The sequence below is a fragment of the Mycobacterium sp. 852002-40037_SCH5390672 genome (genome assembly GCF_001665875.1).
Taxonomy (GTDB): Bacteria; Actinomycetota; Actinomycetes; order Mycobacteriales; family Mycobacteriaceae; genus Mycobacterium.
The window spans coordinates 37,052-57,254 of record NZ_LZTA01000078.1 but is presented as its reverse complement, the minus strand read 5'-3'; the positions used below and the strand labels follow the sequence as shown (position 1 = coordinate 57,254).

21 protein-coding genes are annotated in these 20,203 nt (G+C 68.4%); 18 read left to right on the top strand and 3 right to left on the bottom strand.

Going from position 1 to position 20,203, the window contains the following annotated elements:
* Positions 1-158: 158 nt before the first annotated feature.
* Positions 159-884 carry an NUDIX domain-containing protein gene (locus A5782_RS13205; RefSeq protein ID WP_067100248.1) on the bottom strand — a complete coding sequence of 242 codons (726 nt, stop codon included), beginning with the start codon at positions 882-884 and terminating at the stop codon, positions 159-161.
* 46 nt (positions 885-930) lie between these two features.
* Here A5782_RS13205 and nadA point away from each other — a divergent pair, with 46 nt between their 5' ends.
* From nadA to nadC, 3 genes are read left to right on the top strand one after another with little or no spacing between them, the layout of a single operon-like run.
* Positions 931-1,980 carry a quinolinate synthase NadA gene (nadA, locus tag A5782_RS13200; protein WP_067100246.1) on the top strand — a complete coding sequence of 350 codons (1,050 nt, stop codon included), beginning with the start codon at positions 931-933 and terminating at the stop codon, positions 1,978-1,980.
* On the top strand, positions 1,977-3,557 hold the full coding sequence (locus tag A5782_RS13195) for an L-aspartate oxidase (protein ID WP_067100243.1): 1,581 nt from the start codon (positions 1,977-1,979) through the stop codon (positions 3,555-3,557). The genes nadA and A5782_RS13195 overlap by 4 nt, the downstream gene beginning before the upstream one ends.
* Complete coding sequence (gene nadC, locus A5782_RS13190) at positions 3,554-4,414, top strand: carboxylating nicotinate-nucleotide diphosphorylase (protein WP_067100240.1); 861 nt, start codon at positions 3,554-3,556, stop codon at positions 4,412-4,414. Before A5782_RS13195 ends, nadC begins: the two co-directional genes overlap by 4 nt.
* A 50-nt stretch (positions 4,415-4,464) precedes the next feature.
* Here nadC and A5782_RS13185 read toward each other — a convergent pair whose 3' ends face one another.
* Positions 4,465-4,878 (bottom strand): nitroreductase family deazaflavin-dependent oxidoreductase, encoded by a 414-nt coding sequence (locus A5782_RS13185; RefSeq protein ID WP_067100239.1) that lies wholly within the window; start codon positions 4,876-4,878, stop codon positions 4,465-4,467.
* Positions 4,879-4,973: 95 nt separating this feature from the next.
* Here A5782_RS13185 and hisD point away from each other — a divergent pair, with 95 nt between their 5' ends.
* The 9 genes from hisD to A5782_RS13140 all read left to right on the top strand — a co-directional run bounded on the left by hisD (position 4,974) and on the right by A5782_RS13140 (position 12,670).
* Positions 4,974-6,320, top strand: a complete 1,347-nt coding sequence (hisD, locus tag A5782_RS13180) for a histidinol dehydrogenase (protein ID WP_067100238.1) — start codon at positions 4,974-4,976, stop codon at positions 6,318-6,320.
* Positions 6,317-7,459: a histidinol-phosphate transaminase gene (locus A5782_RS13175; RefSeq protein WP_067100237.1), complete on the top strand. Its 1,143-nt coding sequence runs from the start codon at positions 6,317-6,319 to the stop codon at positions 7,457-7,459. The genes hisD and A5782_RS13175 overlap by 4 nt, the downstream gene beginning before the upstream one ends.
* Positions 7,456-8,076 (top strand): imidazoleglycerol-phosphate dehydratase HisB, encoded by a 621-nt coding sequence (gene hisB / locus A5782_RS13170; protein ID WP_067100236.1) that lies wholly within the window; start codon positions 7,456-7,458, stop codon positions 8,074-8,076. Before A5782_RS13175 ends, hisB begins: the two co-directional genes overlap by 4 nt.
* A complete protein-coding gene (gene hisH, locus A5782_RS13165) occupies positions 8,073-8,693 on the top strand; it encodes an imidazole glycerol phosphate synthase subunit HisH (RefSeq protein ID WP_067100235.1) in 621 nt (206 codons plus the stop codon). Before hisB ends, hisH begins: the two co-directional genes overlap by 4 nt.
* A gap of 82 nt (positions 8,694-8,775) precedes the next feature.
* Complete coding sequence (priA, locus tag A5782_RS13160; RefSeq protein WP_067100234.1) at positions 8,776-9,507, top strand: bifunctional 1-(5-phosphoribosyl)-5-((5-phosphoribosylamino)methylideneamino)imidazole-4-carboxamide isomerase/phosphoribosylanthranilate isomerase PriA; 732 nt, start codon at positions 8,776-8,778, stop codon at positions 9,505-9,507.
* Between the two features lie 6 nt (positions 9,508-9,513).
* The gene (locus A5782_RS13155; RefSeq protein ID WP_067100233.1) at positions 9,514-10,314 is read left to right on the top strand and encodes an inositol monophosphatase family protein; all 801 of its coding nucleotides are present in this window, start codon (positions 9,514-9,516) and stop codon (positions 10,312-10,314) included.
* Between the two features lies 1 nt (position 10,315).
* Entirely contained in the window at positions 10,316-11,104 is a 789-nt protein-coding gene (hisF, locus tag A5782_RS13150) for an imidazole glycerol phosphate synthase subunit HisF (protein WP_067100232.1), read from the top strand.
* The gene (gene hisI / locus A5782_RS13145; protein WP_067100231.1) at positions 11,101-11,448 is read left to right on the top strand and encodes a phosphoribosyl-AMP cyclohydrolase; all 348 of its coding nucleotides are present in this window, start codon (positions 11,101-11,103) and stop codon (positions 11,446-11,448) included. The genes hisF and hisI overlap by 4 nt, the downstream gene beginning before the upstream one ends.
* A gap of 130 nt (positions 11,449-11,578) precedes the next feature.
* Positions 11,579-12,670, top strand: a complete 1,092-nt coding sequence (locus tag A5782_RS13140) for a calcium:proton antiporter (protein ID WP_067100230.1) — start codon at positions 11,579-11,581, stop codon at positions 12,668-12,670.
* Positions 12,671-12,673: 3 nt separating this feature from the next.
* On the opposite strand, the gene A5782_RS13135 is transcribed toward A5782_RS13140, so the two are convergent.
* Positions 12,674-13,132 (bottom strand): peroxiredoxin, encoded by a 459-nt coding sequence (locus tag A5782_RS13135; RefSeq protein WP_067100228.1) that lies wholly within the window; start codon positions 13,130-13,132, stop codon positions 12,674-12,676.
* A 127-nt stretch (positions 13,133-13,259) separates the two neighbouring features.
* On the opposite strand from A5782_RS13135, the gene A5782_RS13130 reads away from it, so the two are divergent.
* The 6 genes from A5782_RS13130 to A5782_RS13105 all read left to right on the top strand — a co-directional run bounded on the left by A5782_RS13130 (position 13,260) and on the right by A5782_RS13105 (position 20,106).
* A complete protein-coding gene (locus tag A5782_RS13130) occupies positions 13,260-14,798 on the top strand; it encodes an anthranilate synthase component I (protein ID WP_067100439.1) in 1,539 nt (512 codons plus the stop codon).
* Complete coding sequence (locus tag A5782_RS13125; protein WP_067100225.1) at positions 14,791-15,474, top strand: TIGR02234 family membrane protein; 684 nt, start codon at positions 14,791-14,793, stop codon at positions 15,472-15,474. Before A5782_RS13130 ends, A5782_RS13125 begins: the two co-directional genes overlap by 8 nt.
* Positions 15,475-15,586: 112 nt before the next feature.
* Positions 15,587-16,405: an indole-3-glycerol phosphate synthase TrpC gene (trpC, locus tag A5782_RS13120; RefSeq protein ID WP_007776189.1), complete on the top strand. Its 819-nt coding sequence runs from the start codon at positions 15,587-15,589 to the stop codon at positions 16,403-16,405.
* Positions 16,406-16,475: 70 nt separating this feature from the next.
* A complete protein-coding gene (trpB, locus tag A5782_RS13115; RefSeq protein WP_197694215.1) occupies positions 16,476-17,738 on the top strand; it encodes a tryptophan synthase subunit beta in 1,263 nt (420 codons plus the stop codon).
* A complete protein-coding gene (trpA, locus tag A5782_RS13110; RefSeq protein WP_067100218.1) occupies positions 17,735-18,550 on the top strand; it encodes a tryptophan synthase subunit alpha in 816 nt (271 codons plus the stop codon). Before trpB ends, trpA begins: the two co-directional genes overlap by 4 nt.
* Positions 18,547-20,106 carry a prolipoprotein diacylglyceryl transferase gene (locus tag A5782_RS13105; RefSeq protein WP_067100216.1) on the top strand — a complete coding sequence of 520 codons (1,560 nt, stop codon included), beginning with the start codon at positions 18,547-18,549 and terminating at the stop codon, positions 20,104-20,106. The genes trpA and A5782_RS13105 overlap by 4 nt, the downstream gene beginning before the upstream one ends.
* The last annotated feature ends 97 nt before the right edge of the window (positions 20,107-20,203 follow it).

The window sequence follows — 20,203 nt, the reverse complement described above, 5'->3', positions numbered from 1 at the left end:
CTCCCTTCGTGGCCACCCGGCATTCTCGCGCACAAACGGCAGGTAACCAAAACGCAATCGCCGCACTGTGAGCGACTTTTCCGTCACTCCAGCCAGGTCAGACGCGGACCGAAAAATCGATTTACGCCCACGTCGCCCGAGGACGCTTTCTTCCAAGCCTAGCCTGGCGGCCCCGGCGGCTTGAGCGCGGCGAACTCATCGGTGACCCGCAACGCCGCCTCGGTGAACCGGTACAGCGCGGCCGGGCGCCCCCCGCTGCGGCCTGATTGCGCGATGGTGCCGGTCGCCGTGATGACGCCCCGTCGGGCCAGCACGCGCTGCAGGTTCGTCGCGTCGACCTGATAGCCCAGGGCGGCGCCATAAATGTCGCGCAGCGTGGAGAGCGCGAATTCCCTTGGCGCCAAAGCAAAGCCAATGTTCGTATAGGACAGTTTCGCGTTCAGCCTGGTGCGGGCGTTCTCCACCATCTGACCGTGGTCGAAGGCCATCGGCGGCAGGGAGTTCACCGGATGCCAGCGGGTATCCGGCGGCAGCTCGGGGCTGGCGGGGAAGGGCACCAGGCCCAGGAAGGTAGACGCGATCACGCGGGTGTCCGGTACCCGTTGCGGGTCGGAGAACACCGCAAGCTGTTCCAGGTGCGCCAGCTCTTTGAGGTCGACTTTCTCGGCGAGCTGGCGCCGGACCGAGGTGATCATGTCCTCGTCGTTGCGCAGCTGCCCGCCCGGCAGCGCCCACCTGCCCTGTTGCGGATCCCTGGCGCGCTGCCATAACAGCACGTTCAGCTGCGGTTTCGCCGCGTGGCGTTCGTTCGTAACCGGTCCGGCCACTTCGCGAACCTGGAACACGACCGCGAGCACTTCGTGGGCGGTGCTACCATGGGCCATGTTTTCGATTATAAGTCGAAAACCTCCTGGTCTGAAAGGAGCCGCCATGACGGTTATCAATCGCATGGACACGCTCGCCGAAGGCATGATCGCCGACATCACGGATTCCCCCACCGGCTACGCGGGCGTGGCCGGTGATGAGCAGTGGGCCGCCGAGGTTCGCCGCCTGGCCAAGCTTCGCGGCGCCACCGTACTGGCGCACAACTATCAGCTGCCCGAGATCCAGGATGTCGCCGATCACGTGGGCGACTCACTGGCGCTGTCGCGGATCGCCGCCGAGGCGCCCGAGGACACCATCGTGTTCTGCGGGGTGCACTTCATGGCGGAGACCGCCAAGATCCTGAGCCCCGACAAGACCGTGCTCATCCCGGATCAGCGCGCCGGCTGCTCGCTGGCCGAGTCCATCACCGCCGACGAATTGCGCGCCTGGAAGGACGAACACCCCGGCGCGGTCGTCGTCTCCTACGTCAACACCACGGCGGCGGTCAAGGCGCTCACCGACATCTGCTGCACCTCGTCCAACGCGGTCGAGGTCGTGGAGTCCATCGACCCGGACCGTGAGGTGCTGTTCTGCCCGGATCAGTTCCTCGGCGCCCACGTCCGTCGGATGACGGGTCGCGAGAACCTGCACGTGTGGGCGGGCGAATGCCACGTGCATGCCGGGATCAACGGCGACGAACTCAACGACCAGGCCCGCGCCAACCCCGACGCCGAACTCTTCGTGCACCCCGAATGTGGTTGCGCCACTTCGGCGCTGTATCTCGCCGGCGAGGGCGCCTTCCCGCCGGACCGGGTGAAGATCTTGTCCACCGGCGGCATGCTGGAGGCCGCCAACCAGACCAACGCACGCAAGGTGCTGGTCGCGACCGAGGTCGGCATGCTCTACCAATTGCGCCGGGCGGCACCGCAAGTCGACTTCCGCGCGGTGAACGACCGGGCCTCGTGCAAGTTCATGAAGATGATCACCCCGGCGGCCCTGCTGCGCTGCCTGGTCGAGGGGGCCGACGAAGTTCACGTTCACCCCGACGTCGCCGCCGCCGGCCGGCGCAGCGTGCAGCGAATGATCGAAATCGGACAGCCGGGCGGTGGCGAATGACCGCCAGTCCCCAGTGGACCCACAGCGCTGACGTCGTCGTGATCGGTACCGGTGTCGCGGGATTGGCCGCCGCCCTGGCCGCCCATCGGGCCGGCCGCAACGTCGTCGTGCTGAGCAAGGCCGACCATGCCCGGGGGGCGACCGCGACGCACTACGCGCAGGGCGGCATCGCGGTGGTGCTGCCGGACAATGACGACTCGGTGGAGGCCCACGTCGCCGACACCGTGGTGGCCGGCGCGGGTCTGTGCGATCCCCAGTCGGTCTACTCTATCGTCGCCGACGGGTACGCGGCCGTCGCCGAATTGGTCGGCGCCGGAGCGCGATTCGACGAATCCGCGCCCGGCAAGTGGGCGCTGACACGCGAAGGTGGACACTCCCGGCGCCGCATCGTGCACGCCGGCGGCGACGCCACCGGCGCGGAGGTGCAGCGCGCCCTCGACCACGCCGCACGCATGCTGGACATCCGCAGCGGCCATGTGGCGCTGCGGGTTCTGCACGACGATGCAGCCGTGACCGGCGTCCTGGTGGGCACCCCGGAGGGGTACGGAATCATCAGCGCGCCTTCCGTGATCCTGGCCTCCGGCGGTCTCGGGCACCTGTACGGCGCGACCACCAACCCCGAGGGCTCCACCGGCGACGGAATCGCGCTGGGCTTGTGGGCCGGGGTCGCGGTCAGTGACCTCGAGTTCATCCAGTTCCATCCCACGATGCTTTTCGCGCCGGATGCCGCCAGCGGGCGGCGTCCGTTGGTCACCGAGGCCATCCGCGGCGAGGGCGCGAGATTGATTGACCGGCAAGGCGATTCGGTGACAGCCGGTGTTCACCCGATGGGGGACCTGGCGCCCCGCGACGTCGTCGCCGCGGCCATCGACTCCCGGCTGAGGGCCACCGGCGATGCCTGCGTCTTCCTCGATGCGCGACACATCGGCGACTTCGCCAACCGGTTCCCGACGGTGACGGCCGCCTGCCGGGCCGCCGGCATCGATCCCGTGCACCAACCCATTCCGGTCGTTCCCGGGGCGCATTACAGCTGCGGCGGAATCGTCACCGATGTGTACGGCCAAACCGAGCTGCCGGGATTGTTCGCCGCGGGCGAGGTGGCGCGCACCGGACTGCACGGCGCCAACAGGCTGGCGTCCAACAGCCTGCTGGAAGGTCTGGTAGTCGGCGGCCGGGCCGGCAAATTGGCGGCCGCGCATGCGGCAGCGACCGGGCGTGTTCACGCCGTCGCGCCAGAATCGGTCGTCCATACCGCGCCCGGGCGTGCGGAACTGCAGCGCGCGATGAGCCGGGATGCTTCGGTGGTACGCGACGCCGCCGGACTGACCCGCTTGTCCACCATGCTGTCGCAGGCGAAGATCCGCAAAGTATCCGCCCGCCGCGACTTCGAGGATGTCGCGCTGGCCGTCGCCGCCCGCGCGGTCGCGGCCGCCGCGCTGGCCCGCACCGAGAGCCGGGGCTGCCACCACCGCCAGGACTATCCGCGGACCGCATCCGAGCTGGGACGCAGCAACGTGCTGCGCCTGGCTGACGACCAGAGCGCTGTGCTGGTGGAGGGGTTGGCGGCGGTCGTATGACCACGATGTCCGACTGTGAACTGACCGCCGCGCGCGAAACCGTCAAACGCGGCCTGGTGGAGGACCTGCGCTACGGACCCGACATCACCACCCTGGCGACGGTGCCCGCCGAGGCGGTGGCCACCGCAGCCATGGTGCCCCGCCAGCCCGGCGTGATCGCCGGCATCGATATCGCTTTGCTGGTCCTCGACGAGGTGCTCGGCGCCCGCGGCTACGAGGTCCTCGACCGCGTTGAGGACGGTGCCCACCTGGAGCCGGGTGAGTCGGTGCTGACGCTGCGAGCCGAAACCCGCGGCCTGCTGACCGCCGAGCGAACCATGCTGAACCTGATCTGCCACCTGTCCGGGATCGCCACCACGACGGCGCACTGGGTGGCCGCCGTGCACGGCACCAAGGCCAAGGTGCGAGATACCCGTAAAACGCTGCCCGGCCTGCGTGTCTTACAGAAATACGCGGTCCGGGTCGGCGGCGGCGTCAACCACCGCCTCGGGCTCGGCGACGCCGCCCTGATCAAGGACAACCACGTGGTGGCCGCGGGATCGGTGGTCGACGCGCTGCGGGCCGTGCGCGACGCGGCACCGGATCTGCCGTGCGAGGTGGAAGTGGATTCACTCGAGCAGCTGGATGAGGTGCTGCCCGAGAAGCCCGAGCTGATCCTGCTGGACAACTTCCCGGTGTGGCAGACGCAGATGGCCGCGCAGCGCCGGGATGCGCGCGCACCCGCCGTGCTGCTCGAGTCCTCGGGTGGGCTCAGCCTCGAGAATGCGGCCGCCTACGCCGCGACGGGCGTGGACTACCTGGCCGTCGGCGCGCTGACCCATTCGGTCCGGGTGCTCGATATCGGCCTCGACATGTAGGTGTTCGCTTGAGGTGCGTCCGCGCGGCCCGGGAACCCGGGCGGTCGGCCTCAGGCGATGTCGGCGACGAAAACGCCGATTCGGCGCAACTGCATCTTTGCCATTCGCGGCAGCCCGTCCCCGTCCGAGCCGGCGGGCAGGATGCGCGGGTTGATCAGGTGCACCGTCCGGTTGCGGCCGAATTCCACGTCCGCCTCGCCGGCGGCCAGCACGTTCTTCACCCAGTTCGTCTTGCCGTGACCCAGCGCGATCGCCAGCACGTTCCCTTTGCGATAGGGGGTGACGATGGTCTCGTAGGGCTTGCCGGACGTGCGGCCCCGATGCTTGATGGTGGCGGTCCCGGGCAGAAAACGGGCGATCGGCTTCATCGCCGGGTTGAAGTATTTGATCTGGAATCGCTCAAACCAGGGCGGGAAGACCATCGGGACGCCCGGAGCGTTGTTGGGGTGATCCTTAGCGGACATGGCGGCTCCCTGGGTCGGCTCTTCTTTTGGCGCGGGATAAGGCCTCGATACCGGCACTGTACCGGTCGGATATTGACTTGAGTTCCTCTGGGACAATGGACACCGTGAGCACCACCCAACCGTCGCCGATGGCCCGTATCGACCTGCGGGGCGCGGAGTTGACGGCTGCCCGATTGCGCACCGCGCTGCCCCGCGGCGGCGCCGACGTGGAGACGGTGCTGCCCAAGGTGCGGCCCATCGTGCAGGCCGTCGCCGAGCGCGGCGCCGAAGCCGCGTGCGAGTTCGGCGCCACGTTCGACGGAATCCGGCCCCCGGCCGTGCGGGTGCCCGGTGCTGCGCTCGAGCAGGCGCTGGCCGAACTGGACGCGGGGGTGGCCGACGCGCTGCGGGTGATGATCGAACGCACCCGCGCCGTCCATGCCGACCAGCGTCGCACCGACGTCACCACCACCCTGGGCCCCGGCGCGACGGTCACCGAGCGGTGGGTGCCGGTCGAGCGGGTGGGCCTGTACGTGCCCGGCGGCAACGCCGTCTACCCGTCCAGCGTGGTGATGAACGTCGTGCCGGCCCAGGTCGCCGGCGTCGCTTCGCTGGTGGTGGCCAGCCCGCCGCAGGCCCAATTCGACGGCCTACCGCACCCGACGATCCTGGCCGCGGCCCGGCTGCTGGGGGTCGACGAGATGTGGGCAGTGGGTGGTGCGCAGGCGGTGGCGCTGCTGGCCTACGGCGGCACCGACCTCGACGGCGCCGAGCTGGTGCCCGTGGACATGATCACCGGGCCCGGCAACATCTACGTCACCGCCGCCAAGCGGCTGTGCCGGTCGCGGGTGGGGATCGATGCCGAAGCCGGCCCGACGGAGATCGCGATCCTGGCCGACCACACCGCCGACCCGGCGCATGTGGCCGCCGATCTGATCAGTCAGGCCGAGCACGATGAGATGGCGGGCAGCGTGCTGGTCACCCCCAGCGTGGCCTTGGCCGACGCCACCGACGCCGAGCTGGCCGCCCAGCTGCAGACGACCGTGCACCGCGAACGGGTGACGGCAGCACTCGGTGGACGCCAATCGGCGATCATCCTGGTCGACGACCTGGACGCCGGTGTCACAGTCGTCAACGCCTACGCCGCCGAACACCTGGAGATCCAGACCGTAGACGCGGCCGCCGTGGCGGGCCGGATACGTTCGGCAGGAGCCGTTTTCGTCGGACCGTACGCACCGGTGAGTCTCGGTGACTACTGTGCGGGCTCCAATCACGTGTTGCCGACCGCGGGCAGCGCCCGGCATTCCAGCGGCCTGTCCGTGCAGACCTTCCTGCGCGGCATCCATGTCGTCGACTACACCGAGGCGGCCCTGAAAGACGTGTCCGGACATGTGATCGCGCTGGCCGAGGCCGAAGACCTGCCGTCACACGGTGAAGCGGTGCGGCGGAGGTTCGAGCGATGACCGGACAGTCTGAGCCCACCCTGGATGACCTGCCGCTGCGCGACGACCTGCGCGGAAAATCGCCGTACGGCGCACCGCAATTGGCGATCCCGGTGCGGCTGAACACCAACGAGAACCCGCACCCGCCCAGCAAGGCGCTGGTGGACGACGTGGTGCGGTCGGTGGGCGAGGCGGCCACGGATCTGCATCGCTATCCCGACCGCGACGCGGTGGCCCTGCGGACCGACCTGGCCGGCTATCTGAGAGCCCAGACCGGTGTCCAGCTCGGAGTCGAAAACCTCTGGGCCGCAAATGGTTCCAATGAGATCCTGCAGCAGCTGCTGCAGGCCTTCGGCGGTCCCGGGCGCACCGCCATCGGTTTCGTCCCGTCCTACTCGATGCACCCGATCATCTCCGACGGGACCCGCACCGAATGGCTGCAAGCCGCCCGGGCCGACGACTTCGGCCTCGACGTCGACGCCGCCGTGGCTGCCATCACCGACCGCCGGCCTGATGTGGTATTCGTCGCCAGCCCGAATAACCCGTCCGGGCAGAGTGTTTCGCTGCCGGACCTGCGGCGGCTGCTCGATGTGGTGCCCGGCATCCTGATCGTCGATGAGGCCTACGGCGAATTCTCGTCGCAGCCCAGCGCGGTCGAGCTGGTGGGGGAGTATCCGACCAAGCTCATCGTCTCGCGCACCATGAGCAAGGCGTTCGCCTTCGCCGGTGGCCGGCTGGGCTACCTGATCGCCACCCCGGCCGTGATCGACGCGATGCTGCTGGTGCGGTTGCCGTATCACTTGTCGTCGCTCACCCAGGCCGCCGCGCGCGCCGCGCTGCGGCACGCCGATGACACGCTCGGCAGTGTGGCGACGCTGATCACCGAACGCGGACGCGTCTCAACGGCGTTGACCGGCATGGGTTTTCGGGTGCTTCCCAGCGACGCGAACTTCGTGCTGTTCGGTGAATTCGCCGACGCGCCCGCCACCTGGCAACGCTATCTGGATGCCGGCGTGCTGATCCGTGATGTCGGGATCCCCGGCTATCTGCGCGCCACGACCGGACTGGCCGAGGAGAACGACGCCTTCCTGCGCGCCAGCGCCCAGATCGCCGCCACCGAACTGGCACCAGTTACCCCCAGCCCCGTAGGAGCACCATGACAGCGACCGCTACCCGCCGTGCGCGCATCGAGCGCCGCACGAAGGAATCCGATATCGTCGTCGAACTCGACCTCGACGGCACCGGCCAGGTCGACATCGACACCGGTGTGCCGTTCTATGACCACATGCTCACCGCCCTGGGCAGTCACGCCAGCTTCGACCTGACCGTGCGCACCAAGGGCGATGTCGAGATCGAGGGACACCACACCATCGAGGACACCGCGATCGTGCTGGGCCAGGCGCTGGGGCAGGCCCTGGGCGACAAGCGGGGCATCCGCCGGTTCGGCGACGCCTTCATCCCGATGGACGAAACGCTGGCCCACGCGGCGGTCGACGTGTCCGGCCGGCCCTACTGTGTGCACAGTGGGGAGCCGGATCACTTGCAGCACACCACCATTGCCGGAAACTCGGTGCCCTATCACACCGTCATCAATCGGCACGTGTTCGAATCATTGGCCATGAACGCGCGCATCGCGCTGCACGTGCGCGTCCTGTACGGGCGCGATCCGCACCACATCACCGAAGCGCAGTACAAGGCGGTTGCCCGCGCGCTGCGCCAGGCGGTCGAGTCCGACCCCCGGGTCTCGGACGTGCCGTCCACCAAAGGTGTTCTGTGACGGGGAAATCGGTTGTTGTCCTTGACTATGGCTCGGGCAACCTGCGGTCGGCTCAGCGTGCGCTCGAGCGGGTCGGGGCGTCGGTCGAGGTGACCGGCGACGCGGGTGCCGCGGCGGCCGCCGACGGACTGGTGGTGCCCGGCGTCGGCGCCTACGAGTCGTGCATGACGGGACTGCGCAACATCGGCGGGGACCGCATCATCGCCGACCGGGTCGCCGCGGGGCGCCCGGTGCTGGGTGTCTGCGTCGGCATGCAGATCCTGTTCGCCCGCGGCGTCGAATTCAGTGTGGAAACCGCGGGATGCGGTCAGTGGCCGGGATACGTCACCCGGCTGCAGGCGCCGGTCATCCCGCACATGGGCTGGAACATCGTCGAATCCGGGCCCGGCACGGTCCTGTTCAAGGGACTCGATGCGGACACCCGGTTCTACTTCGTGCACTCCTATGCCGCGCAACAGTGGGAAGGTTCACCCGATGCGGTGCTGACGTGGGCCGCCCATGAAGGCCCGTTTCTGGCCGCGGTCGAGGACGGGCCCCTGTCCGCCACCCAATTTCACCCGGAGAAGAGCGGGGATGCCGGCGCGGCGGTGTTGAGCAATTGGGTCCAGGGATTGTGAAGGATCTCGCGAAAGCGCTTTCTGCCAAGCAACAGCCGAGGACGCACGTGATTCGCTGCGGTCGCGGCACACAGGAGGGAATGTGTTGATCTTGTTGCCCGCGGTCGACGTGGTCGACGGCCGTGCCGTGCGTCTGGTGCAGGGCAAGGCGGGCAGTGAAACCGAATACGGCTCAGCGCTGGACGCCGCGCTGACCTGGCAGCGCGACGGCGCCGAATGGATCCATCTGGTCGACCTGGACGCGGCGTTCGGCCGCGGTTCCAACCGCGAACTGCTGGCCGAGGTGGTCGGCAAGCTCGACGTGCAGGTGGAGTTGTCCGGCGGGATCCGCGACGACGATTCGCTGGCCGCCGCCCTGGCCACCGGCTGTGCCCGGGTGAATCTGGGTACGGCGGCCCTGGAAGATCCGCAGTGGTGCGCCCGGGCGATGAGTCAGCATGGCGACAAGGTCGCGGTGGGGCTGGACGTACAGATCGTCGACGGCGCGCACCGGCTGCGCGGGCGGGGCTGGGAAACCGACGGCGGCGACCTGTGGGAAGTGCTGGAACGCCTTGACGGGCAAGGATGTTCGCGGTTCGTGGTCACCGACGTGACCAAGGACGGCACGCTGGGCGGTCCCAACCTGGACCTGCTCGCATCCGTCGCCGACCGCACCGACGCCCCGGTGATCGCCTCGGGCGGCGTGTCCAGCCTCGACGACCTGCGCGCTATCGCCACCCTCACCGGCCGCGGGGTCGAGGGCGCCATCGTGGGCAAGGCCCTCTACGCCGGGCGATTCACCTTGCCGCAGGCGCTGGCCGCGGTGGCGGAGTAGAACGGCATGGACGTGCACACGTTGGTGGCGCAGGCGTCGGCGATTCTCGACGACGCATCCGAGCCGTTTCTTGCCGGTCATCGCGCCGATTCCGCGGTCCGCAAGAAGGGCAACGACTTCGCCACCGACGTCGACCTCGCGATCGAGCGGCAGGTGGTCGCCGCGCTCGTCGAAGCCACCGGGATAGGGGTGCACGGCGAGGAATTCGGCGGTTCGGCCGTCGACTCGCCATGGGTGTGGGTATTGGATCCCGTCGACGGCACGTTCAACTACGCGGCCGGATCGCCGATGGCCGGGATCTTGCTGGGCCTGCTGCACCATGGTGACCCGGTGGCCGGACTGACCTGGCTGCCGTTCATGAACCAGCGCTACACCGCGGTGGCGGGCGGCCCGTTGCACAAGAACGGGGCGCCGCAGCCGCCGCTGACCCGTATCGACCTGGGCGACGCCCTGGTCGGTGCCGGGTCGTTCAGCGCGGATGCCCGCGGCCGGTTTCCGGGACGCTACCGAATCGCGGTGCTGGAGAACCTCAGCCGGGTCTCGTCCCGGTTGCGCATGCACGGCTCCACCGGTCTGGACCTCGCGTTTGTCGCCGACGGAATACTCGGTGCGGCAATAAGTTTCGGTGGCCACGTGTGGGACCACGCGGCCGGGGTCGCGCTGGTCAAAGCCGCCGGCGGTGTCGTCACCGACCTGGCCGGACAACCGTGGACTCCCTCATCGGATTCCGCGCTGGCGGCGGGGCCCGCCGCGCACGCCGAGATCCTCGAAATCCTGCGCGCCACGGGCCGACCGGAGGATTACTGACATGCCCCCGAACCCCAAGGGCCTGGCGGTGCGAGTCATCCCGTGCCTGGACGTCGACGGGGGCCGCGTGGTCAAGGGGGTCAACTTCGAAAACCTCCGGGACGCGGGCGATCCCGTGGAACTTGCGGCCGCCTATGACGCCGAAGGCGCCGACGAGCTCACCTTTCTCGACGTGACCGCGTCGTCGTCGGGACGGGCGACCATGCTCGATGTGGTGCGACGCACGGCCGAGCAGGTCTTCATCCCGCTGACCGTCGGCGGCGGGGTGCGCACCGTGGCCGACGTCGACGTGTTGCTGCGTGCGGGAGCCGACAAGGTCTCCATCAACACCGCCGCGATCGCCCGGCCCGAGTTGCTCGCAGAGATGGCGCGGCAGTTCGGCTCCCAGTGCATCGTGCTGTCCGTCGATGCCCGCACGGTGCCCCCCGGCGCGGTGCCGACACCGTCGGGCTGGGAGGTCACCACCCATGGCGGGCGCCGCGGCACCGGGCTCGACGCGGTCGAGTGGGCTTCGCGCGGGGCCGATTTGGGGGTGGGCGAGATCCTGCTGAACTCGATGGACGCCGATGGCACCAAAGCCGGATTCGACTTGGAGATGCTGCAAGCGGTGCGTTCGGCGGTCACGGTGCCGGTCATCGCCAGCGGCGGCGCGGGGGCGGCCGAACACTTCGCGCCGGCGATCGCGGCCGGCGCCGATGCGGTGTTGGCGGCCAGCGTGTTCCATTTCCGGGAATTGACCATCGGGCAGGTGAAGGCCGCCATGGCCGCAGAAGGGATCACCGTGCGATGACGCTCGACCCGCTGATCGCCGCGCGGCTGAAGCGCAACGCCGAGGGCCTGTTTGCCGCCGTGGTGCAGGAGCGCGGCACCGGTGACGTGCTGATGGTCGCCTGGATGGACGACGCGGCGCTGGCCCGAACCCTGGAAACCCGTGAGGCGACCTACTATTCACGGTCGCGCGGCCAGCAGTGGATCAAGGGGGCGACGTCCGGTCACACCCAACACGTCCACTCGGTGCGCCTGGATTGCGACGGCGATACCGTGCTACTGACGGTCGACCAGGTCGGCGGGGCCTGCCACACCGGCGAGCACAGCTGCTTCGACGCCGACGTGCTGCTGGCTCCGGAGCACTGACCTTCGCAACCGATTATCGCCCACCGAGTCGGCCGGACGGCCGCGATGCGACACCCAGCAAGCGTGGCCAGGCGTGTCTACGGTCACTTTCCGCAGGCATGGGCCACGACTTCGACAAGAATGGCAGTCAATGTCGAAATGGTCGTCCTGGAACGTCGTCGTGCCGGTGCTTTCCGTCGTCGTGCTGGCATTGATCTGGGGCGAGACGCTCGGGCCGGTGCTGGTCGGGCTGGCGGCGCTGTTCCTGATCGGTGCGGTGGTTGCCGCGGTGCATCACGCGGAGGTGGTCGCACATCGGGTCGGCGAACCGTTCGGGTCGCTGGTGCTCGCGGCGGCGGTGACCGTCATCGAGGTGGCCCTGATCGTCGAACTGATGGCGTCCGGCGGCAACGAGACGGCGACGCTGGCCAGGGACACGGCCTTCGCCGCGCTGATGATCACCACCAACGGAATCGCCGGATTGTCGCTGCTGCTCGGGTCCCGGCGCTACGGCGTGACGTTGTTCAATGCCGAGGGCAGCGGCGCCGCGCTGGCCACGCTGACCACCCTGGCGACGATGAGCCTGGTGCTGCCCGCGTTCACCACCACGACCGTCGGCAAGGAGTTCTCACCGGGCCAGCTCGCTTTCGCCGCGGTCGCCTCGCTTCTCGTTTACCTGCTTTTCGTCTTCACCCAGACGGTGCGGCACCGCGACTTCTTTCTGCCCGTCGCGCAGAAGGGCCAAAAGCGCTTGTTCGAAGACGAGAGCCACGCGGAACCACCGACCGCCCGCGCGGCGCTGACCAGCCTCGGGCTGATGCTCGGCGCCTTGGTGGCGGTGGTGGGCCTGGCCGAGGAGGAGTCACCGGCCGTCGAGCGAGCGGTGACCGCGGTCGGCTTCCCCCAGTCGTTCGTGGGGGTGATCATCGCGGCGCTGGTGCTGCTGCCCGAGACCCTCGCGGCGGTGCGCGCGGCGCGGCAGGGCCGCATCCAGATCAGTCTGAACCTGGCGTACGGCTCGGCGATGGCCAGCATCGGGCTGACCATCCCGGCGATCGCGCTGGCGTCGATATGGCTCAAAGGGCCGCTGGTGCTCGGCCTGGGCGCCATCCAGCTGGTGTTGCTCGCCCTGACCGTCGTGATCAGCGTGCTGACGGTGGTCCCCGGCCGGGCCACTCGCCTGCAGGGCGAGGTGCACCTGGTCCTGTTGGCCGCCTACGTGTTCCTCGCGATCAGCCCCTGACGGTCACGCCCGGGCGCGCAGCGTCGCGAGCGACTTGTCGGCGTGGGTGTCCATGTTGAATTCGCTGGAGATCACCTCGAGCACCGTGCGGTCGGTGTCGATGACGAACGTCGTGCGCTTGACCGGCATCAGCTTGCCGAGCAAGCCGCGCTTGACGCCGAACTGCCTGGCCACGGCGCCGTCGGTGTCCGACAGCAGCGGGTAGTCGAACTTGCGCATGTCGGCGAACTTGGCCTGCTTTTGCACGGCGTCGGCGCTGATCCCCACCCGGTTGGCCCCGACCGCGGCGAATTCGGAGGCCAGGTCGCGGAAGTGGCATGCTTCCTTGGTGCAGCCGGGCGTCATCGCGGCCGGGTAGAAGAACAGCACGACGGGCCCGCCGGACAGCAGTTCGCTGAGCTTGCGGGGCGTCCCGGTCTGATCGGGCAACTCGAAGTCCGCGACGGTGTCACCAGGTTTCATGCCGGACACGCTACGCCGGAAGCCCTCCCGCGAGATCGCCGAGCGTAACGCCACGACGAAACTCGGGCCGAGAATCGCGATGGCGTTACGCTCGCGGCCGGTTCAACGCGTCTGGGAGGATGGTTCGGTGCACGCCCACCTCGCCGCGACGACCTCACGAGAGGATTTTCGGCAGCTGGCGGCCGAGCACCGGGTCGTCCCGGTGACCCGCAAGGTGCTGGCCGACGCCGAGACGCCGCTGTCGGCCTACCGCAAACTCGCCGCCAACCGACCGGGCACGTTTCTGCTGGAGTCGGCCGAGCACGGCCGTTCCTGGTCGCGGTGGTCGTTCATCGGCGCGGGTGCGCCGTCGGCGCTGACCGTGCGCGACGGTGAAGCCGTCTGGCTGGGCGTGGTGCCACAGGACGCACCGACCGGGGGCGACCCGCTGCAGGCACTGCGGACCACGTGCGAGCTGCTGGCCACCGTCCCGCTCGAGGGGCTGCCGCCGCTCTCGGGCGGCATGGTCGGGTTCTTCGCCTACGACATGGTGCGCCGCCTGGAACGGCTGCCCGAACTGGCCGTCGACGACCTCAAGCTCCCCGACATGTTGCTGCTGTTGGCCACCGATGTCGCGGCGGTCGATCACCACGAGGGCACCATCACGCTGATCGCCAACGCCGTGAACTGGAACGGGAACGACGAGCGGGTCGACGAGGCCTACGACGACGCGATCGCCCGCCTGGACGTGATGACCGCCGCGCTGGGCCAGCCGTTGTCGTCCACCGTCGGCACGTTCGCGCGGCCCGAGCCGCGCTACCGCGCGCAGCGCAGCGTCGAGGAGTACGGCAAGATCGTCGACTACCTCGTCGAGCAGATCGCCGCGGGCGAGGCCTTCCAGGTGGTGCCGTCGCAACGGTTCGAAATGGACACCCATGTCGATCCGATCGACGTGTACCGGATGTTGCGGGTCACCAACCCGAGCCCCTACATGTATCTCCTGCATGTGCCGAATGGCGCTGGCGGAACTGACTTTTCGATCGTCGGCTCCAGCCCGGAGGCGCTGGTCACCGTCGCCGACGGCACCGCGAGGACCCATCCGATCGCCGGAACCCGGTGGCGCGGGGACACCGACGAAGAGGATCAGCTGCTGGAAAAGGAGCTGTTGGCCGACGACAAGGAACGTGCCGAGCACCTGATGCTGGTCGATTTGGGCCGCAATGATTTGGGCCGGGTCTGCGCGCCGGGCACCGTGCGTGTCGAGGACTACAGCCACATCGAACGCTATAGCCACGTCATGCACCTGGTGTCGACGGTGACCGGCACGCTCGCCGAGGGCCGGACCGCCCTGGATGCGGTGACGGCCTGTTTCCCGGCCGGCACGCTGTCGGGCGCACCGAAGGTCCGGGCCATGGAGCTCATCGAAGAGGTGGAGAAGACGCGTCGCGGCCTGTACGGCGGCGTGGTCGGCTACCTGGACTTCGCCGGCAACGCCGACTTCGCGATCGCGATCCGCACCGCCTTGATGCGCGACGGCACCGCCTATGTGCAATCCGGTGGTGGGGTCGTGGCGGACTCCAACGGCCCCTACGAATACACCGAGGCGACCAACAAGGCCCGTGCGGTGCTCAGCGCGATCGCGGCCGCCGAGACGCTGACCGGACCGGACGCAAGCGGCGATGAGTGAGGCCCGCGCGGACACCCGGCCCAACGGCCGGTGGCTGATCCGGATTGCCCAGCTGGTGCTGGTGGTTGCCGCCGGGACGTTGTGGGTGGCCTCGCGCCTGCCGTGGGTCGTCATCCGCTCGTTCGACGGGCTGGGGCCGCCCAAGCAGGTGACCCTGGCCGGCGGCGCCTGGTCGACGGCGCTGCTGCCGTTGGCGCTGCTCCTGTTGGCCGCGGCCGTCGCCGCGATCGCCGTGCGGGGCTGGCTGCTGCGTGCGCTGGCGGGGTTGTTGGCGGTGGTCAGCTTGGCGATCGGCTATCTCGGGATCAGCCTGTGGGCGTTGCCCGACGTGGCGGTCCGCGGCGCCGAGCTGGCGCACGTTTCGGTGATGTCGCTGATCGGAAGCGAGCGTCGGTACTGGGGCGCGGGCGTCACGGTGGCCGCCGCGGCGTGCACGCTGATCGCCGCCGTCTTACTCATGCGATCCGCGTCGGACTCGGGGTCGGACCGCTCGAGCGCGACAAAGTACGCGACACCGGCAACGCGCCGGTCGATTTCGCGACGCGAAGAGGCCGACGGGGCGATGCTGGAGCAGCAGGAGACGCCGGGAATGTCGGAGCGGATGCTCTGGGACGCGCTTGACGAGGGACGCGACCCAACCGATCGGGCAGGTGAGTCTGACACCGAGGGTCGGTGACGGACCGCGAGCCGTGGGCCGCTACCCTTCATTCACGTCGTCGCAATCGGCTGGGGACAACACAGTGGCCGTGGGATGACAGCGGGCGACAGGGCGAAGGGAAACGACAGGCATGAGTCCGGCAACCGTGCTTGACTCCATCCTCGAGGGAGTCCGGGCCGACGTTGCCGCGCGCGAAGCGCTCATCAGCCTGTCCGAGATCAAAGCCGCCGCAGCGGCCGCGCCGCCGCCACGCGACGTGATGGCAGCCTTGCGCGAGCCCGGAATCGGCGTCATCGCCGAAGTCAAGCGTGCCAGCCCGTCGGCGGGTTCCCTGGCGACCATTGCCGATCCGGCCAAACTGGCCCGGGCCTACGAAGACGGTGGCGCCCGCATCATCAGCGTGTTGACCGAGGAGCGACGTTTCCACGGCTCGCTCGATGACCTCGACGCGGTTCGCGCGGCGGTCTCGATACCGATCTTGCGCAAAGACTTTGTCGTCCAGCCCTACCAGATCCACGAAGCGCGTGCGCACGGCGCCGACATGCTGCTGCTCATCGTCGCCGCGCTGGAGCAGTCGGCATTGGTGTCGATGCTGGACCGCACCGAGTCGCTGGGTATGACAGCGCTCGTCGAGGTGCACACCGAAGAGGAAGCCGACCGGGCGCTCAAAGCCGGGGCCAACGTAATCGGCGTCAACGCCCGCGATCTGGCGACTCTCGAGGTGGACCGGGATTGCTTCGCGCGCATCGCTCCGGGGCTGCCCAGCAACGTGATCAGGATCGCCGAATCCGGTGTGCGCGGTACCGGAGACCTGCTGGCGTATGCCGGTGCGGGCGCCGACGCCGTGTTGGTCGGCGAAGGTCTGGTCAAAAGTGGTGACCCGCGCGCCGCGGTTGCCGACCTGGTTACCGCGGGCACCCATCCATCCTGTCCGAAACCGGCTCGCTAGTCGCTTCGTCACTGAAGAGCCCCCGCGCTGATACGTTGAACCCCATGAGCCATCCCCGCGTAGAGCATTGGTGATGGTGGACATGTCCCGCCCGGACCTTCCGCTCCCGAGCGCAGCCATCGCCGAACCCACCCGCCACGAACCCGATGCGGGTGGCCATTTCGGCGTGTACGGCGGCCGCTACGTCGCCGAGGCATTGATGGCCGTGATTGAAGAGGTCACCGCGGCCTACGAGAAGGAACGTGTCAACCAGGATTTCCTGGACACTTTGGATTACTTGCAAGCGAACTATGCCGGCCGGCCGTCGCCCCTGTACGAGGCTCCGCGGCTGTCCGAACAGGCTGGCGCGCGCATCTTCCTCAAGCGAGAAGACCTGAACCACACCGGTTCTCACAAGATCAACAACGTGCTCGGTCAGGCGTTGCTGGCCCAGCGCATGGGCAAGAAACGAGTGATCGCCGAGACCGGGGCCGGTCAGCACGGCGTGGCGACCGCCACCGCGTGTGCCTTGCTCGGCCTGGAATGCGTGATCTACATGGGCGCAGTGGACACCGAGCGCCAAGCGCTCAACGTGGCACGGATGCGCTTGCTGGGAGCCACGGTCGTCTCGGTCAAAAGCGGTTCGAAGACGCTCAAGGATGCCATCAATGAGGCGTTTCGGGATTGGGTTACCAATGCCGACAACACCTTCTATTGTTTCGGCACCGCGGCGGGCCCGCATCCCTTCCCCGCCATGGTGCGCGACTTTCAGCGCATCATCGGCCTCGAGGCGCGCGCCCAGATCCAGGCGCAGGCCGGCCGGTTGCCCGACGCCGTGGTGGCCTGTATCGGCGGCGGATCCAACGCTATTGGCATCTTCCACCCGTTCATCGACGATCCCGGCGTGCGGCTGGTCGGATTCGAGGCGGCCGGCGACGGTGTCGAAACCGGAAGGCACGCCGCGACCTTCAGCGGCGGCTCACCCGGTGCATTTCAGGGATCGTTCTCCTATCTGCTGCAGGACGAGGACGGGCAGACCATCGAATCTCATTCCATCTCAGCGGGACTCGACTACCCGGGCGTGGGTCCAGAACACGCGTACCTGCGCGAGACCGGGCGCGCCGAGTACCGTCCGATCACCGACTCGGAGGCGATGGATGCGTTCCGCGTCCTGTGCCGCACCGAAGGGATCATCCCGGCCATCGAATCCGCGCACGCCGTCGCCGGTGCTCTGAAACTGGGCCCCGAATTGGAGCAGGGGGCGATCATTGTGGTGAACCTGTCCGGGCGCGGTGACAAGGACGTCGAGACGGCCGCGAAGTGGTTCGGGCTGTTGGGGTCCAGCGATCGATGACCGTAAAACAAAGCGAAGCGAGCAGGCTTCAGTCGATCTTCGATGGCTGCCGCAAGGACAATCGCGCGGCGCTGATCGGCTATCTGCCCACCGGTTACCCCGACGTGCCGACGTCCGTGAACGGAATGATCGCACTGGTCGAATCGGGTTGCGACATCATCGAAGTCGGGGTTCCCTACTCGGATCCCGGCATGGACGGCCCGACCATCGCCAAGGCCACCGAGACCGCGCTGCACGGGGGAGTGCGCGTCCGCGACACCCTTGCCGCGGTCGAGGCGATCAGCGCGGCAGGTGGCCACGCCGTGGTGATGACCTACTGGAATCCCGTGTTGCGCTACGGGGTTGACGCATTCGCTCGGGATCTGACCTCGGCCGGCGGTTACGGCCTGATCACTCCCGATCTCATCCCCGACGAAGCCGTGCAGTGGCTGGCGGCATCCGAGGGACATGGTCTGGATCGGATATTTCTGGTGGCGCCGTCCTCGACGCCGCAACGGCTGGCGATGACGGTCGAGGCGTCGCGTGGATTCGTCTACGCGGCTTCGACGATGGGCGTGACGGGGGCGCGTGACGTGGTGTCTAACGCCGCGCCGGAGTTGGTGAGCAGGGTCAAAGAGATATCCGACATACCCGTCGGCGTCGGGCTGGGAGTGCGGTCGCGAGAGCAAGCCGCCCAGATCGGCAGCTACGCCGACGGTGTCATCGTCGGGTCCGCACTGGTGTCGGCACTGGGCGACGGGGGGTTGACTGCATTGCGTGCACTGACTGAGGAACTCGCCGCGGGTGTTCGTCAGGGGGCGACCACCTCGTGACGAAGTTACTGGCCTATTTCCCGAGTCCGCCGCAGGGTGTCTGGCACCTCGGGCCGCTACCCATCCGGGCCTACGCGCTGTTCATCATCGCCGGTATCGTGGCCGCGCTGCTGATCGGTGACCGGCGCTGGGAGGCGCGTGGCGGCGAGCGCGGCGTGATCTATGACATCGCGCTGTGGACGGTGCCGTTCGGGTTGATCGGTGGTCGGCTCTATCACCTGGCCACCGACTGGCGAACCTATTGGGGCCCCGGCGGCGCGGGACTCGGCGCAGCCGTGCGGATTTGGGACGGCGGCCTGGGCATTTGGGGTGCGGTGGCGCTCGGTGGCGTCGGCGCATGGATCGGTTGCCGCCGGCACGGGATTCCGCTTCCGGCCTTCGCCGACGCGCTGGCCCCGGGAGTCATTTTGGCGCAGGCCATCGGCCGGTTCGGTAATTATTTCAACCAGGAGCTCTACGGCCGCGAAACGACGTTGCCGTGGGGCCTGGAGATCTTCTACCGTCGAGACCCCTCGGGATACATCGACCCGCACTCGCTGGATGGCATCTCGACGGGCCAGATCGCATTCGTGGTGCAACCGACGTTTCTCTACGAATTGATCTGGAACGTCCTGATTTTCGTCGCGCTGATCTATGCGGACCGGCGCTTCACGCTGGGCCACGGCCGGTTGTTCGCTCTCTATGTGGCGGGCTACTGCGTCGGGCGGTTCTGTGTCGAGCTGTTGCGCGACGACACCGCGACCCACATCGCCGGCATCCGGATCAACTCGTTCACCTCGACTTTCGTGTTCATCGGGGCGGTGGTCTATCTGATGGCGGCGCCCAAGGGCCGCGAAGATCCCGAGAGCCTGCGCGGCCGCCAATACCTCGACGAGGAAGCGGCAGAACCCGACTCAGACGAGGAGCCCGCGACGGTGGCGTCAGCGACGGCTGCGACGGGCGCCGAGGCCGTCGCAGCCGCCAGTGCGCCGCCGGGCTCGGCGGACACGGCGGAAGCTGACGAAACTGCCGCGGCAGAGCCGGAAGTCGAAGAACCGGTGACGGACTCGGTGGAGGCGACCGCAGCGGCGGAGCCCAGCGAAGCCGAGGCCGAAGAGCCCGACGCCGAAGCGGAATCCGAAGAGCCGGAGGTTGAGGCCGCAGCTGACGAGGCCGAAACCGAGGCCGTGGCCGAAGATTCCGAAGCGGAGCAGCCGGAAGCCGAAGCGCCCGAAGCCGAGGAGTCCGAGGCTGACGAGTCGGAGTCCGTAACCGAGGAACCGGCTCCGGAGGTCGTAGCGGCCGCAGCCGAAGAACCGGAAACCGAAGCTGAAGCCGAAGAACCGGAAACCGAAGCTGAAGCCGAGGAACCGGAAGCTCAAGAAGCCGAAGACGAGCCCGTCACCGAGGCTTCGGAAGACGAGCCCGTCGTCGAAACAGCTGAAACGGCCGATGCCGAATCAACGGCGGCGACCGAGACCGAATCCGAAAAACCCACCGCCGAAACGACCCCGGCGCAACCGGAATCCCGTCGGCGATGGGGCTCGCGACTGAGGAACCGGCTGTCGGGCCGCTGACCGCCGAGATGCACCGATCTCACCGGGCCGGGCGCAACGGATCTGGCATGCTGAACGCGTGACCAACGCAAGCTCAGCCGCCAGGTGATGCAACCGC

Coding starts and splice junctions, on each gene's coding strand:
- A5782_RS13205 (WP_067100248.1), bottom strand. CDS start 884: ATGGCCCATGGTAGCACCGCCCACGAAGTGCTCGCGGTCGTGTTCCAG.
- nadA (WP_067100246.1), top strand. CDS start 931: ATGACGGTTATCAATCGCATGGACACGCTCGCCGAAGGCATGATCGCC.
- A5782_RS13195 (WP_067100243.1), top strand. CDS start 1,977: ATGACCGCCAGTCCCCAGTGGACCCACAGCGCTGACGTCGTCGTGATC.
- nadC (WP_067100240.1), top strand. CDS start 3,554: ATGACCACGATGTCCGACTGTGAACTGACCGCCGCGCGCGAAACCGTC.
- A5782_RS13185 (WP_067100239.1), bottom strand. CDS start 4,878: ATGTCCGCTAAGGATCACCCCAACAACGCTCCGGGCGTCCCGATGGTC.
- hisD (WP_067100238.1), top strand. CDS start 4,974: ATGGACACCGTGAGCACCACCCAACCGTCGCCGATGGCCCGTATCGAC.
- A5782_RS13175 (WP_067100237.1), top strand. CDS start 6,317: ATGACCGGACAGTCTGAGCCCACCCTGGATGACCTGCCGCTGCGCGAC.
- hisB (WP_067100236.1), top strand. CDS start 7,456: ATGACAGCGACCGCTACCCGCCGTGCGCGCATCGAGCGCCGCACGAAG.
- A5782_RS13155 (WP_067100233.1), top strand. CDS start 9,514: ATGGACGTGCACACGTTGGTGGCGCAGGCGTCGGCGATTCTCGACGAC.
- hisF (WP_067100232.1), top strand. CDS start 10,316: ATGCCCCCGAACCCCAAGGGCCTGGCGGTGCGAGTCATCCCGTGCCTG.
- hisI (WP_067100231.1), top strand. CDS start 11,101: ATGACGCTCGACCCGCTGATCGCCGCGCGGCTGAAGCGCAACGCCGAG.
- A5782_RS13140 (WP_067100230.1), top strand. CDS start 11,579: ATGTCGAAATGGTCGTCCTGGAACGTCGTCGTGCCGGTGCTTTCCGTC.
- A5782_RS13135 (WP_067100228.1), bottom strand. CDS start 13,132: ATGAAACCTGGTGACACCGTCGCGGACTTCGAGTTGCCCGATCAGACC.
- A5782_RS13125 (WP_067100225.1), top strand. CDS start 14,791: ATGAGTGAGGCCCGCGCGGACACCCGGCCCAACGGCCGGTGGCTGATC.
- trpC (WP_007776189.1), top strand. CDS start 15,587: ATGAGTCCGGCAACCGTGCTTGACTCCATCCTCGAGGGAGTCCGGGCC.
- trpA (WP_067100218.1), top strand. CDS start 17,735: ATGACCGTAAAACAAAGCGAAGCGAGCAGGCTTCAGTCGATCTTCGAT.